The organism is Pseudomonas sp. DP-17 (genome assembly GCF_022380625.1).
GTDB classification, from domain to species: domain Bacteria; phylum Pseudomonadota; class Gammaproteobacteria; order Pseudomonadales; family Pseudomonadaceae; genus Pseudomonas; species Pseudomonas nitroreducens_A.
Genome location: NZ_JAKSXG010000015.1, coordinates 128,040 through 140,803 on the forward strand (window position 1 = coordinate 128,040; position 12,764 = coordinate 140,803).

Consider the following 12,764-nt stretch of genomic DNA (forward strand, 5'->3'; position numbering starts at 1 on the left):
GCTTGCCGACGAGAGGCAGAAGCGTCGTTTTTCGACGGGTCGTGGGTAAACAGCTGGCGATTGCCCACGAAAAAGCCCGCATCATGCGGGCTTCTCTGGTTCTGCTCGAGGCTCAGTGCTTCGCTGTGTCTTCCGGCAAGGCAAGCAGTTGCTTTTCACGGTTCCAGTCGAAGGGCTCGCCGTTTTCTTCGGCCTCGAAGCGACGCTCGTCGAGCTGCTGGTACATCTGCAGTTCTTCGTCGGGCATGTAGTGCAGGCAGTCGCCGCCGAAGAACCACAGCAGGTCGCGCGGGATCAGGTGGGCGATCTGCGGATAGCGGTGGAAAATCTGACTGATCAGGTCCTGGCCCAGATATTGGGCGCCTTCCGGGTCGCGCGGCAGTTCCACCAGCAACTCGTCGAAGCGCTCGAGGAACAGGCCGTGGTTGTCCTCGGGAACCTGCTCGGCTTCGCCCAGGGCGCCAAGGATCATGCGCAGGTGGTTGAGCAGGGCGATGTGGTGGTCGAGATAGGCGCTGGCCATGGGAGTCCTCTGGAGCTGTGTACAAACGGCCGGGGAGTATATCGGGTTTCGCCGCCGCTGCCGCCGGGACGATCAACGGAGCGGGCGCATCTGGATCTGCCGGCGCTGGTTGTCGATCTGCTGGCGCTGCTGGTCGAGGATGCGCTGCTGCTGTTGCAACTGCTGTTGCTGCAGGTCGTTCTTCTGCCGCTGGATCATCTGGTCGCTCTGCCGGCGCTGTTCGTTCCAGCGCTGCTGATTATCCTGCTGGCGCTGCAGGTCCTGCTGCTGCCGCTGCAGGCGCTGGTCTTCGTAATTCAGGCGCTGGCTGTCCAGCTGGTTCTGTCGCCACTGTTGCTGGCGGCGCAGACTGTCCTGCTGTTGCTGGACAGGGTCGATGACCGGGCTCGGCGCTGGCGCCGGGCGTGGCCGGCTGGGGTAGAGCCAGGGGTCGGCCTGGGCGCTGCCGGCCAGCAGCACGAGCAGCAAGAGGAGGGATCGACGCATCTGCGGTTCTCCATAAAGGGTGTGCCTTGAGTGTGCACCCGATAGTCCGGATCGGCATTGCTGTGCGTCGGAGAAAAAAAGAGGCGCCCGAAGGCGCCCCGTGCGTGAAAACCGCAGTCACTCGGCCTTGCCGGCCAGTTCTTCCTTGGAGAAATCATCCACGTCGATCACCGCGCGGCGGGCGCTTTCGGCGGCGTGCAGGGTTTCCGCTTCCGCGTCCTCCAGCACGCCTGCGTCACGCGCAGCGTCAATGGGCGACTGCCCCGGCTTGGGAGTGACGCCATGCTCCTTGAGCGCCTTGTGCAGTTTCTTCTGCAGAGGCGCGGCGGCGGCGAGTTGGTCGTAGGCGAAGGTGAGCTTGGCGACGGGATCGTCTGCGCCAGTGGGCAAGTGCGCGCCGGCGAGGATCGCCTGCAACGCCGGGTCGCTCAGCGGGCGGCCGAGGATGTCGGCGATCTGCGCATCCAGCGCATCGCTCGGGCCACGGTGGCGACGACCCAGCGGCAGCACCAGCACGCGCAGCAGGCAGCCGAAGGCACGGTTGGGGAAGTTGTCGATCAGGTCGGCCAGCGCGGCTTCGGCTTTCTCGAGGTTTTCCTCCATGGCCCAGTGCAGCAGCGGATGCAGGTAGTCCGGGTTGTCCAGGTCGTGGTAGCGCTTGAGTGCGGCGGAGCCCAGGTAGAGGTGGCTCAGCGCATCGCCCAGGCGCGCGGAGAGGCGCTCGCGGCGCTTCAGCTCGCCGCCGAGCATCATCATGCTGAAATCGGCGAGCAGTGCGAAAGATGCGGCGAGGCGGTTCAGCGCACGGTAGTACGGGCGGCTGACGCGGTCGCCCGGCACCTGGTCGAAGCTGCCGAAGCCCAGGCCCAGCAGCAGGCTGCTGGCGGCGTTGCTGACGGCGAAGCCGATGTGGCTCAGCAGCAGTTCGTCGAACTCGCGCTCGGCCTGGTCCTGATCCTCGCGGCGGGCCAGTTCCATCTCCTTGAGCACATACGGATGGCAGCGGATGGCGCCCTGGCCGAAGATCATCAGGTTGCGCGAGAGTATGTTGGCGCCCTCGACGGTGATGAAGATCGGCGCGGCCTGCCAGGAACGGCCCAGGTAGTTGTTGGGCCCGAGGATGATGCCCTTGCCGCCGTGGATATCCATGGCGTGGGCGATGCACTCGCGGCCGCGTTCGGTGAGGTGGTACTTGAGGATGGCCGACAGCACCGAGGGCTTTTCGCCCAGGTCCACCGCGTTGGCGGTGAGGATGCGCGCGCTGTCCATCATCCAGGCGTTGCCGCCGATGCGGGCGAGGGCTTCCTGGATACCTTCGAAGGCCGACAGCGGCACGTTGAACTGCTCGCGCACCTGGGCGTAGCGGCCGCTGACATAGCTGCCGGCCTTGGCGGCGCTGGTGCCCACCGCCGGCAGCGAGATCGAGCGGCCCACCGACAGGCAGTTCATCAGCATCATCCAGCCTTTGCCGATCATTTGCTGGCCACCGATGATGTAGTCCAGCGGCACGAACACGTCCTTGCCGGAGTTGGGGCCGTTCATGAAGGCGGCGCCCAGCGGCAAGTGGCGACGGCCGATCTGCACGCCGGGGGTGGCGGTGGGGATCAGCGCCAGGGTGATGCCCAGGTCTTCTTCCTCGCCCAGCAGATGGTCCGGGTCATGGCACTTGAAGGCCAGGCCGAGGAGGGTGGCCACCGGGCCGAGGGTGATGTAGCGCTTCTCCCAGGTCAGGCGCAGGCCGATGACTTCCTCGCCTTCCCACTGGCCCCTGCAGACCACGCCGACGTCGGTCATGCCGCCGGCATCGGAGCCGGCCTGCGGGCTGGTCAGGGCGAAGCAGGGGATCTCGTCGCCGCTGGCCAGGCGCGGCAGGTAGCGCTGGCGCTGGGCGTCGGTGCCGTAGTGCAGCAGGAGTTCGGCCGGGCCGAGGGAGTTGGGCACCATCACGGTGGAGGCGAGGTCGCCGCTGCGGGTGGCGAGCTTCATCACCACCTGCGAGTGGGCGAAGGCGGAGAAGCCCTTGCCGCCGTATTCCTTCGGGATGATCAGGCCGAAGAAGCCCTGGTTCTTGATGAACGCCCAGGCCTGGGGCGGCAGGTCCATGTCCTTGCCGACCTGGTAGTCGTCGATCATTGCGCAGAGCTGCTCGGTGGGGCCGTCGACGAAGGCCTGCTCCTCTTCCGTCAGCTGCGCGCGGGGATAGGCCAGCAGGGTGTGCCAGTCCGGGCGGCCGCTGAACAGCTGGCCGTCCCACCAGACGGTGCCGGCCTCGATCGCTTCGCGTTCGGTCTCGGACATTGGCGGCAAAGTCTTCTTGAACCAGGCGAACAGCCGCGAGGTGAACAGGCTGCGGCGCAGGTCGGTGGCGAGGAGGGTTACTGCGACCATGGCCCAGAGCAGCCACAACAGCACCATCCAGCCATGGGCGTGGCTGAACAGGCTCATCAGTGCGAGGTACACGGCGACTATGCCGAGTGCCTTCAGGGGCGCGGCGCGGCGGTGCGCGAGCCAGGCGACGCCAAGGATCAGGACGAGTAACCAGACGAGCAACATGCGGATTCCTCCATGACAGTCCACCCCGGCGACAGCAGGCCGCGGCGGGCTTGGTGACGAAAGTGCGCGGGCACAGCGGTGGGCATCGCCGATCAGGCTCCCACTCCATCATGCATCGCAAGCTTAGCTGGCCGGACAGGACCGATGGCCGCATGGCCGGACAGCTTGGCCGGATCGCCTTGTCGGGCAGGCGACGCCGCTGGTTAGACTGTTGACGCCATCAAGGATGAAACCCCGGAGACAGCGCCATGCAGCAATACCTCAAGCCCAGCCGGTTCGTTGATAGTGACCACCCGGGGGTAATCGAGTTCGCTCTAAATCACCGCGGTGACGGCGGTACGCCGCTGGAGCAGGCGGTGGCGCTGTATTACGCCGTGCGCGACCGGATTCGCTACAACCCCTACGTGTTCAGCCCCGACCCGCAGACGCTCAAGGCCAGCCATGCGCTAGCGGCCGGGCAGTCCTACTGCGTGCCCAAGGCCACGCTGCTGGCGGCCTGCGCCCGGCATTGCGGCATCCCCGCGCGCATCGGCCTGGCCGACGTGAAGAACCACCTGGCCACGCCGCGCCTGCTGGAACTGCTGCGCAGCGAGGTGTTCGCCATGCACGGTTACACCGAGTTGTTCCTCGAAGGCCGCTGGGTCAAGGCTACGCCAGCCTTCGACATCGGCCTGTGCGAAGCCTTCGGCGTGCTGCCGCTGGAGTTCGACGGGCGCAACGACAGTGTCTTCCACGCTTTCAACCGCGACGGTGAACGGCACATGGAGTACCTGCGCGACCACGGCCAGTTTCCCGATGTGCCCGAGGAGTTCTTCTTCGGTTACCTCAGACAGTGCTATCGGCACCTGTTCAACGGCGACGCCGCTGCGCTCGCCGGCGATATGCGTGCAGAAGCGCGCGGCGCATGAACGCTGTTGCTCCCATCAAAGCAATCGCCCATGAACGTAATCGCCCATGAACGTAATCGATAGTAACCATCAGTACGCGAGTCTTTTTTCCTCGCGCCTTTGCCGGTAGGGTGCCGTCATCCGAAGTCGCGTCCGCCGGGCGCGATACCAATGACGACGACAAGAGAGGCGCAGCATGCTCAAGATCTGGGGCCGGAAGAATTCCTCCAACGTGCGCAAGGCGCTCTGGTGTGCGGAAGAGGCGGGCCTGGCCTACGAGCGGATCGATGCCGGCGGCGCGTTCGGCGTGGTCAACGACGCGCCTTATCGTGCGCTGAACCCCAACGGCGTGGTGCCGACGCTGGACGATGAAGGTTTCATTCTCTGGGAGTCCAACACCATCGTCCGCTACCTCGCCGCGCGCTACGCTCCGGACCTTTACCCGCAGGACCTGCAGCAACGCGCCAGCGCCGAGAAATGGATGGACTGGACCACCTCGTCCCTGGCAACGCCGTTCCGTACCGTGTTCTGGGGGACGGTGCGCACGGCGCCGGAGCAGCGCGACGTCGCCGCCATCCAGGCCGCCATCGATACCTGCGCGGGCCTGCTGGCGGTTCCTGAGGCGGCGCTGGCGAAGCAGCCGTATCTCACCGGCGAACAATTCGGCATCGGCGACATTCCGCTGGGCTGCTTCATCTATGCTTGGTTCGAAATGCCCATCGAGCGCCCGGCACAGCCGCAACTCAAGGCCTGGTACGAACGCCTGAAGGCGCGTCCGGCCTACCGTGCCGCGGTGATGACCGACCTGACCTGAATGCCTGCGCGCGCCGCGGAGGTTGCAATCCTCGCGGCGTACCCTTATCAAGCAGGCCTTTTTCCATAGACATGCGTCTTTCCACCGACTTGCAACGGGAAAACCCATGAGTTCCGCGCTGTCCATCCGTCAACTGACGAAGACCTACGGCAACGGCTTCCAGGCCCTCAAGGGTATCGATCTGGACGTCGCCGAGGGCGATTTCTTTGCCTTGCTGGGCCCCAACGGCGCCGGCAAGTCCACCACCATCGGCATCCTCTCCACCCTGGTGAACAAGACCAGCGGCACGGTCAACGTGTTCGGCCATGACCTGGACAAGGACCCGTACGGCCTCAAGCGCTGCCTGGGCGTGGTGCCCCAGGAATTCAACTTCAACCAGTTCGAAAAGGTGTTCGACATCGTCGTCACCCAGGCCGGCTACTACGGCATCCCGATGAGCGTGGCCAAGGGCCGCGCCGAGAAGTACCTGACCCAGCTGGGCCTGTGGGACAAGCGCAATTCCGCCTCGCGCGAGCTTTCCGGTGGCATGAAGCGCCGCCTGATGATTGCCCGCGCGCTGGTGCACGAGCCGCGCCTGTTGATCCTCGACGAACCCACCGCCGGTGTGGACATCGAACTGCGCCGCTCGATGTGGAACTTCCTCACCGAGCTCAACGACGAAGGCATCAGCATCATCCTCACCACGCACTACCTGGAGGAGGCCGAGCAGCTGTGCCGCAACATCGCAATCATCGACCACGGCACCATCGTGGAGAACACCAGCATGCGCAAGCTGCTGAGCAAGCTGCACGTGGAGACCTTCTACCTGGACCTGCAGGGCACCCTGAGCGAGGCGCCGAAGCTGGATGGCTACCCGGTGCGCCTGGTTGACGACCACACCCTGGAGGTGCAGGTGGACAAGTCGCTGGGCATCAACGGCCTGTTCGTCCAGCTCAACGCCATGGGCCATCAGGTGCTGAGCCTGCGCAACAAGAGCAACCGCCTGGAGGAGCTGTTCGTGTCGCTGGTGGAGAAGAATCTGTCGAAGGTGGCGGTATGAGTCACGAACTGCGCGCCAACTGGGTCGCCCTCAACACCATCGTCTACCGGGAAGTCCGCCGCTTCCTGCGCATCTGGCCGCAGACCCTGCTGCCGCCGGCGATCACCATGGTTCTGTACTTCGTCATCTTCGGCAACCTGATCGGCCGGCAGATCGGGGACATGGGCGGCTTCACCTATATGCAGTACATAGTCCCGGGGCTTATCATGATGTCGGTGATCACCAACTCCTACGGCAACGTGGTGTCGAGCTTCTTCGGCAGCAAGTTCCAGCGCAACATCGAGGAGCTGCTGGTCTCGCCGGTCTCGCCGCACACCATCCTCCTGGGCTTCGTCTGCGGCGGCGTGCTGCGCGGGCTGGCGGTGGGTGTGATCGTCACCCTGCTGTCGCTGTTCTTCACCGACCTGCAGATCCACCACCTGGGCATCACCGTGCTGGTAGTGGTGCTGACGGCCGGGATCTTCTCCATGGGCGGTTTCGTCAACGCCGTGTTCGCGCGCAACTTCGACGATATCTCCATCGTCCCGACCTTCGTGCTGACGCCGCTGACCTACCTGGGCGGGGTGTTCTACTCCATCACGCTGCTGCCGCCGTTCTGGCAGACCGTGTCGCTGGCCAACCCGATCCTGCACATGGTCAACGCCTTCCGCTATGGCATTCTCGGTGTCTCCGACATCCGCATCGGCACGGCGGTGATCTTCATGCTGGTGGCGACGGTGGTGTTGTATTTCTTCTGCGTGCGCCTGCTGGTGAGCGGCCGCGGCATGCGTCAGTGAGCGGCGCGTCGCGCGGATGAAAAAGGCCCCGATTGGGGCCTTTTCTTTTCCGGATGTATTCGGAGCGTTGCCGGCTAGGCTTTTGATCCTGTGGAAGCGAGCTTGCTCGCGAACCGCTCGACCTCGCACTCACCAACGGCTGACGTTGTCCTGGCTTCGCCGGGATTTCGCGGAGAAGCTGCGCTCCTGCGAAAAGCGCTACTGCGCGAATTCGATGACGAAACGCGTCCACCCGTCCGCCGATTCGCAGCGGATCTCCCCGCCATGGGCGCGGACGATTGAGCGGCAGATCGCCAACCCCAGCCCGGCATGTTCTCCCTGGCCTTCGCGGCGGGCCGGATCGGCGCGGTAGAAGCGGTCGAACAGGCGTGGCAGGCGTTCGGCGGGAATCTCCCGCCCTGGATTCTCCACGCTCAGGCGGCCCGGCTCCAGGCGAATGCGAATCTGCCCTCCGTCCGGGGTGAAGCGCAGGGCGTTATCCAGCAGATTGGCCAGTACCCGACGCAGCAACGCGCGGTCGCCCTGTACCGAGAGCTCGCCGTCGCGCTCCAGGGCAATGGATTTTTCCTCGGCCAAAGGCCCGTAGAACTCCAGCAACTCGTCCACCTCGCCGGCCAGCGCCAGGGGCTGGCTGCTGGGCATGAGCAGGCCATGGTCGGCCTTGGCCAGGAACAGCATGTCATTGACCATCGCGGTGAGCCGCTCCAGCTCCTCCAGGTTGCCGTGCAGCGCCTCGCGGTAGTCCTCCAGTCCGCGCGGGCGCGAGAGCACCACCTGGGTCTGGGTCAGCAGCCCGGTGAGTGGCGTGCGCAGCTCGTGGGCGATGTCGGCGGAGAAGGCCGACAGGCGCTGGAAGGCTTCTTCCAGGCGCGCCAGCATGGCGTTCAGCTCCCCGGCCAGGCCGCGCAGCTCCTGCGGCATCTGTCCGGCGTCGAGGCGGGTGGTCAGGGAGTGCGCGCTGACCTGCGCCGCCACCTCGCTCATTTGCCGCAACGGGCGCAGGCTGGCGCGTGCGGCCCAGGCACCGAGCAGGGCGGTGGCCAGGGCGGACAGGCCCATGGTCATCCAGATCAGCCGCTGCATGCGTTGCAGGAAGTGCTGGTGATGAGTGATGTCGAGGATCAGGGTGAGCTGCGGACCATCGGGTCGGCCGGCGTTCAATGGCGCTCGCAATTCGCGGTAGGCCGGGGGCTCGTCGCTGGCCATGTTCATGGTTGGCAATTGCCAGAACCAGCGTTGCCCATCGGGGCCTTGCAGGCGCAGGCCGAGGTCGGGGTGGCGCTCCAGTTCGCGGCGCAGCTCGGCAAGGTGCGGTGCGAGTTGGTCGGCGCTGCCAACACCGTTCAACACGTCGCGGAAGATGGCCAGCTTGCCGCTGAGCAACTGCTGGTCCAGCTCGATGAAATGCGCCTCGCTGGCGCGGCTGAACACGATACCTGCCAGCAACGACACGGCAGCGGTGCAGGCGGCGAACAGCAGGCTCAGGCGCAGGCCGAGGGACAGGCGCGCACTCATGCTTCGCGCTCCTCCAGCACGTAGCCCATGCCGCGCACGGTGTGTATCAGACGCTGCGGGAAGTCGTCGTCGACCTTGGCGCGCAGACGGCGGATGGCGACTTCGATGACGTTGGTGTCGCTGTCGAAGTTCATGTCCCACACCTGGGAGGCGATCAGCGACTTGGGCAGCACCTCGCCGCTGCGGCGCAGCAGCAGTTCCAGCAGGGCGAACTCCTTGGCGGTCAGGTCGATGCGCTTGCCGGCGCGTTGCACGCGGCGGCGCAGCAGGTCCAGCTCAAGGTCAGCCAGCTGCAGGGTGGTTTCCTGCAGCTGCTGGCCGCCACGGCGCAACAACGTGCGCACCCGGGCCAGCAGCTCGACGAAGGCGAAGGGTTTCACCAGGTAGTCGTCGGCACCCAGTTCCAGGCCGCGGACGCGGTCTTCCACGGCATCGCGGGCGGTGAGGAACAGCACGGGCACGGCGCTGCCGGCCTGGCGCACCGCCTGGAGGATCTGCCAGCCATCGCGGCCGGGCAGCATCACATCGAGAATCAACAGGTCATGTTCGCCGGCCAGGGCCAGTTGCAGGCCTTCGTCGCCGTCGGCGGTCAGGTCGACGGCGAAGCCGGCCTCGCTCAGGCCCTGCTGCAGGTACTGGCCGATGCGCGGTTCGTCTTCGACGATGAGGAGTTTCATCCGGGTGTCCATTGGCGCGCTCGATGCGCGGCTGTCATCAGGGTAATGGGGCGGTCAGCGAACTGACAGTGTCGGCGTTGCAGACTGGCGGCGTATTCATTTTCCAGCGCCCTCGAGGAGCCTGCCATGCACCTGATCATCTCCACGCTGTTTGCCGTGCTGTTCTTCCCCGTCGCGCCGGCCATGGCTGACGGGGGAGGGGATATCACCTTCCAGCGCATGCAGGAACAGGCCGCCACGGTGCGCCAGGCCTGCTGAATCCGCTTCATCGTGCTGCCCTTGCCCGCCCTCTGGCGGGCTTTTTTCGCGCTCTTTATACCCCGCACCGGGCGCAAGGGCGCCAAGCTGACAGACTTGTAATCTTCCCGACAGCTAACCCTCAGCCGCTGACAGCGACCATGGCCACAGACCTTGAAGGAGAATCGCCATGTCCCTGCGTCACCTGCTCCAAGCCTCCCTCCTCGGCCTAGCCGCCGCCATCAGCCTGCCGGCCCTGGCCGATGCCGGTCACGCCTACGACTTCGGCAAGCCGGCCAAGGCTGCCCAGGCCACACGCACTGTGGAGGTCAAGCTGGGCGAGATGTTCTTCGAGCCCGAAAGCATCGACGTGAAGCCGGGCGAGACCGTGCGTTTCGTCATCCACAACACGGGCAGCCTGCTGCACGAGTTCAACCTGGGCAGCGCCGCCATGCACGCCGGTCACCAGAAGGAAATGCAGCAGATGATGGACTCCGGGATGCTCACCCCCACCGGCATGCAGCACGACATGAGCAAGATGGACCACAGCAAGATGGGCCATGGTGACATGCCCATGGGGCAGATGATGAAGCACGACGACCCCAACAGCGTGCTGGTGGAGCCGGGCAAGACCGCCGAGCTGACCTGGACCTTCAGCAAGGCCACCAGCCTGGAATTCGCCTGCAACATTCCGGGGCACTACCAGGCCGGCATGGTCGGCAAACTGACCGTCAAGCCCTGAGCGGGAGCGCCGTGATGATTCGCGCAAGGGAATGGGCCCTGGGGGCACTGCTGCTGGCACCCTTGACGGTGCAGGCGGGCGTGTATGACCTGACGATTGGCGAGGGCGAGCTGAAGCTGTCCGATGGCGCCCGCAAGGCGCTCACGGTGAATGGCCGCACGCCCGCGCCGGAGCTGCGCTTCAAGGAGGGTGAGGACGTCGAGTTGCGCGTCACGAACACCCTCGACCGCGATACCTCGTTGCACTGGCACGGGCTGATCCTGCCCTACACCCAGGATGGCGTGCCGGGCATCAGCTTCCCCGGTATCAAGCCTGGCGAAACCTTCACCTACCGCTTCACCGTGAAACAGTCCGGCACCTACTGGTACCACGCCCACAGCGACTTCCAGGAGATCGAGGGGCTCTACGGCCCGCTGGTGATCGAGCCGAAGGCGCGCGAGCCGTACCGCTACGACCGCGAGTACACCCTGCTGCTGGCCGACTGGCACGACACCCGGCCGGAAACCGTGTTCGCCAACCTGAAGAAGCAGAGCGACTACTACAACCGCAACCAACGCACCCTGGGCGACTTCATCGCCGACTCCAGCGCCAATGGCTTCATGGCGACCCTGCGCGACCGCCTGGACTGGGGCGGCATGCGCATGACGCCGACGGACATCGCCGACATCGCCGGCTTCCGTTTCCTGGTCAACGGCCAGGACAGCGAGCAGAACTGGACCGGGCTGTTCAAGCCTGGCGAGCGCGTGCGCCTGCGCATCATCAACGGCTCGGGCATGAGTTACTTCGACCTGCGCATTCCCGGCCTGAAGATGACCGTGGTGCAGGCCGACGGCAACGACGTGCAGCCGGTGACGGTGGACGAGTTGCGCATCGCCGTGGCCGAAACCTACGACGTGATCGTCCAGCCGCAGGAAGACCGCGCCTACACCTTCTTCGCCGAAGCCATGGACCGCAGCGGCTACGCCCGCGCCACCCTGGCTCCGCGCGCCGGGATGCAGGCCGCGGTGCCGGCGCTGCGCGAACGGCCGCTGCTGAGCATGGCCGACATGGGCATGAGTCATGACGGAATGGACCATGGCGACATGGCCATGGGCGAGTCGAAGGATTCGGCCATGAGCGGGATGGATCACTCCAGCATGGCGGGCATGGATCACTCGCAGATGGCCGGCATGGATCACTCGGCCATGGGCGCTGCCGCGCCGAAGTCCGATTACGCACCGGGCAGTGGGCTGACGCCGCAGCCGGCCGAGCCGGGCAATCGCCTGCTGGTCTACGCGGACCTCAAGGCCATGCGCCCCTACGCCGATTACCGCGCGCCGGACCGCACCATCGAGTTCCGCCTGACCGGCAACATGGAGCGCTACTTCTGGTCCATCGACGGCAAGAAGTACTCCGAGGCCGAGCCTGTCCGCCTGACCTACGGTGAGCGGGTGCGCATCCGCTTCGTCAACGACACCATGATGACCCACCCCATGCACCTGCACGGCATGTGGATGCAGCTGGACAAGGGCAACGGCCGCTTCAACCCGCTCAAGCACGTGGTCAGCGTGGCGCCGGGCAGCACCCTGGACGTCGACGTGCCCGCCGATGCGCTGGGCGAGTGGGCCTTCCACTGTCACCTGATCTACCACATGGCCGCCGGCATGATGCGCAAGGTCATAGTCGAGCCGGCACCCGCCAGCGCCAGCCTCTGAGGAACCGCCATGAAACGCATAGCAACGGTGGCCTGCGCGGCGACCCTGGGCCTGGCCTTGCCCGCTGAAAGTGCCGAGATGGACGACATGCCCATGGGCTCGCTGCTGATCCAGCGCCTGGAAAGCCGCTTCCATGGCAACGACCAGGCCCTGGGTTGGGAAGCCCAGGGCTGGTACGGCACCGACTACCAGAAACTGCGCCTGAAGCTGGAAGGCGAGCGCGACGCCGGCGGCCCGACCACCGATAACGAGGTGCAACTGCTCTATCAGCACATGGTCGCCGACTTCTGGGACTGGCAGGTGGGGGTACGCCACGACGACCAGCCGGGGCCGTCGCGCAGCTACGCGGTACTGGGAATCCAGGGCCTGGCGCCGCAGTGGTTCGAGGTGGACGCCAACCTGTTCCTCAGCGAGCGCGGCGACCCGTCCCTGCGCCTGGAAACCGAATACGAGCTGCTGCTGACCCAGCGGCTGATCCTAGAACCCTCGCTGGAATACAACCTGGCGCTGGCCGATGACCGGGATCTTGGCGTGGGCGCCGGTGGCAGCGAGTTGGAGGCGGGCCTGCGCCTGCGCTACGAAGTGCGCCGGGAGTTCGCACCGTACTTCGGCTACGTCTGGAGCAAGACCTATGGCCGCAGCGGCGATATCGCCCGTGCCGAAGGTGAGGATGACGAGCAGGGTTATTGGGTCACAGGTGTGCGAATGTGGTTCTGACCGGCCCGACGTAGGATGGCGTGGAGCGAAGCGATACCCATCGATTCGGTGCGCACGCAGGATGGGTATCGCTTCGCTCCACCCATCCTGCAAAGGCGCATGCT

At 65.6% G+C, this 12,764-nt stretch carries 13 protein-coding genes; 8 read left to right on the forward strand and 5 right to left on the reverse strand.

What is annotated here, in order from left to right:
• Positions 1-112 precede the first annotated feature (112 nt).
• The 3 genes from MJ122_RS24340 to MJ122_RS24350 all read right to left on the reverse strand — a co-directional run bounded on the left by MJ122_RS24340 (position 113) and on the right by MJ122_RS24350 (position 3,562).
• Entirely contained in the window at positions 113-523 is a 411-nt protein-coding gene (locus MJ122_RS24340) for a PA2817 family protein (protein ID WP_017517493.1), read from the reverse strand.
• Positions 524-595: 72 nt separating this feature from the next.
• Complete coding sequence (locus tag MJ122_RS24345; RefSeq protein ID WP_239746311.1) at positions 596-1,009, reverse strand: PA2816 family glutamine-rich protein; 414 nt, start codon at positions 1,007-1,009, stop codon at positions 596-598.
• A gap of 117 nt (positions 1,010-1,126) precedes the next feature.
• A complete protein-coding gene (locus MJ122_RS24350) occupies positions 1,127-3,562 on the reverse strand; it encodes an acyl-CoA dehydrogenase (protein ID WP_239746312.1) in 2,436 nt (811 codons plus the stop codon).
• Positions 3,563-3,810: 248 nt separating this feature from the next.
• Between MJ122_RS24350 and MJ122_RS24355 the strand changes: the two genes are divergently transcribed.
• From MJ122_RS24355 to MJ122_RS24370, 4 genes are all read left to right on the forward strand, one after another.
• Positions 3,811-4,470, forward strand: coding sequence for a transglutaminase family protein (locus MJ122_RS24355; protein ID WP_088417014.1), 660 nt, complete (start codon positions 3,811-3,813; stop codon positions 4,468-4,470).
• Positions 4,471-4,645: 175 nt separating this feature from the next.
• Complete coding sequence (locus tag MJ122_RS24360; protein WP_239746313.1) at positions 4,646-5,263, forward strand: glutathione S-transferase; 618 nt, start codon at positions 4,646-4,648, stop codon at positions 5,261-5,263.
• Between the two features lie 106 nt (positions 5,264-5,369).
• Entirely contained in the window at positions 5,370-6,302 is a 933-nt protein-coding gene (locus tag MJ122_RS24365) for an ABC transporter ATP-binding protein (RefSeq protein ID WP_017517498.1), read from the forward strand.
• A complete protein-coding gene (locus MJ122_RS24370) occupies positions 6,299-7,078 on the forward strand; it encodes an ABC transporter permease (RefSeq protein WP_017517499.1) in 780 nt (259 codons plus the stop codon). The genes MJ122_RS24365 and MJ122_RS24370 overlap by 4 nt, the downstream gene beginning before the upstream one ends.
• A 198-nt stretch (positions 7,079-7,276) precedes the next feature.
• On the opposite strand, the gene MJ122_RS24375 is transcribed toward MJ122_RS24370, so the two are convergent.
• On the reverse strand, positions 7,277-8,593 hold the full coding sequence (locus tag MJ122_RS24375) for a heavy metal sensor histidine kinase (RefSeq protein ID WP_239746314.1): 1,317 nt from the start codon (positions 8,591-8,593) through the stop codon (positions 7,277-7,279).
• Positions 8,590-9,270, reverse strand: a complete 681-nt coding sequence (locus MJ122_RS24380) for a heavy metal response regulator transcription factor (RefSeq protein WP_088417047.1) — start codon at positions 9,268-9,270, stop codon at positions 8,590-8,592. Before MJ122_RS24380 ends, MJ122_RS24375 begins: the two co-directional genes overlap by 4 nt.
• Before the next feature lie 126 nt (positions 9,271-9,396).
• Between MJ122_RS24380 and MJ122_RS30080 the strand changes: the two genes are divergently transcribed.
• From MJ122_RS30080 to MJ122_RS24395, 4 genes are all read left to right on the forward strand, one after another.
• Positions 9,397-9,528 carry a co-regulatory protein PtrA N-terminal domain-containing protein gene (locus MJ122_RS30080; RefSeq protein ID WP_275590810.1) on the forward strand — a complete coding sequence of 44 codons (132 nt, stop codon included), beginning with the start codon at positions 9,397-9,399 and terminating at the stop codon, positions 9,526-9,528.
• Positions 9,529-9,697: 169 nt separating this feature from the next.
• Positions 9,698-10,249, forward strand: a complete 552-nt coding sequence (locus MJ122_RS24385) for a cupredoxin family protein (RefSeq protein ID WP_088417017.1) — start codon at positions 9,698-9,700, stop codon at positions 10,247-10,249.
• 14 nt (positions 10,250-10,263) lie between these two features.
• Positions 10,264-11,943 (forward strand): copper resistance system multicopper oxidase, encoded by a 1,680-nt coding sequence (locus MJ122_RS24390; RefSeq protein ID WP_239746315.1) that lies wholly within the window; start codon positions 10,264-10,266, stop codon positions 11,941-11,943.
• A 9-nt stretch (positions 11,944-11,952) separates the two neighbouring features.
• Positions 11,953-12,660, forward strand: a complete 708-nt coding sequence (locus MJ122_RS24395; protein WP_239746316.1) for a copper resistance protein B — start codon at positions 11,953-11,955, stop codon at positions 12,658-12,660.
• The last annotated feature ends 104 nt before the right edge of the window (positions 12,661-12,764 follow it).

What these genes read in the sequence shown, in the direction of transcription:
- MJ122_RS24365 (WP_017517498.1), top strand. Translation starts at nt 5,370, where the DNA reads ATGAGTTCCGCGCTGTCCATCCGTCAACTGACGAAGACCTACGGCAAC.
- MJ122_RS24340 (WP_017517493.1), bottom strand. Translation starts at nt 523, where the DNA reads ATGGCCAGCGCCTATCTCGACCACCACATCGCCCTGCTCAACCACCTG.
- MJ122_RS24360 (WP_239746313.1), top strand. Translation starts at nt 4,646, where the DNA reads ATGCTCAAGATCTGGGGCCGGAAGAATTCCTCCAACGTGCGCAAGGCG.
- MJ122_RS24395 (WP_239746316.1), top strand. Translation starts at nt 11,953, where the DNA reads ATGAAACGCATAGCAACGGTGGCCTGCGCGGCGACCCTGGGCCTGGCC.
- MJ122_RS30080 (WP_275590810.1), top strand. Translation starts at nt 9,397, where the DNA reads ATGCACCTGATCATCTCCACGCTGTTTGCCGTGCTGTTCTTCCCCGTC.
- MJ122_RS24380 (WP_088417047.1), bottom strand. Translation starts at nt 9,270, where the DNA reads ATGAAACTCCTCATCGTCGAAGACGAACCGCGCATCGGCCAGTACCTG.
- MJ122_RS24390 (WP_239746315.1), top strand. Translation starts at nt 10,264, where the DNA reads ATGATTCGCGCAAGGGAATGGGCCCTGGGGGCACTGCTGCTGGCACCC.
- MJ122_RS24385 (WP_088417017.1), top strand. Translation starts at nt 9,698, where the DNA reads ATGTCCCTGCGTCACCTGCTCCAAGCCTCCCTCCTCGGCCTAGCCGCC.
- MJ122_RS24355 (WP_088417014.1), top strand. Translation starts at nt 3,811, where the DNA reads ATGCAGCAATACCTCAAGCCCAGCCGGTTCGTTGATAGTGACCACCCG.
- MJ122_RS24375 (WP_239746314.1), bottom strand. Translation starts at nt 8,593, where the DNA reads ATGAGTGCGCGCCTGTCCCTCGGCCTGCGCCTGAGCCTGCTGTTCGCC.
- MJ122_RS24350 (WP_239746312.1), bottom strand. Translation starts at nt 3,562, where the DNA reads ATGTTGCTCGTCTGGTTACTCGTCCTGATCCTTGGCGTCGCCTGGCTC.
- MJ122_RS24345 (WP_239746311.1), bottom strand. Translation starts at nt 1,009, where the DNA reads ATGCGTCGATCCCTCCTCTTGCTGCTCGTGCTGCTGGCCGGCAGCGCC.
- MJ122_RS24370 (WP_017517499.1), top strand. Translation starts at nt 6,299, where the DNA reads ATGAGTCACGAACTGCGCGCCAACTGGGTCGCCCTCAACACCATCGTC.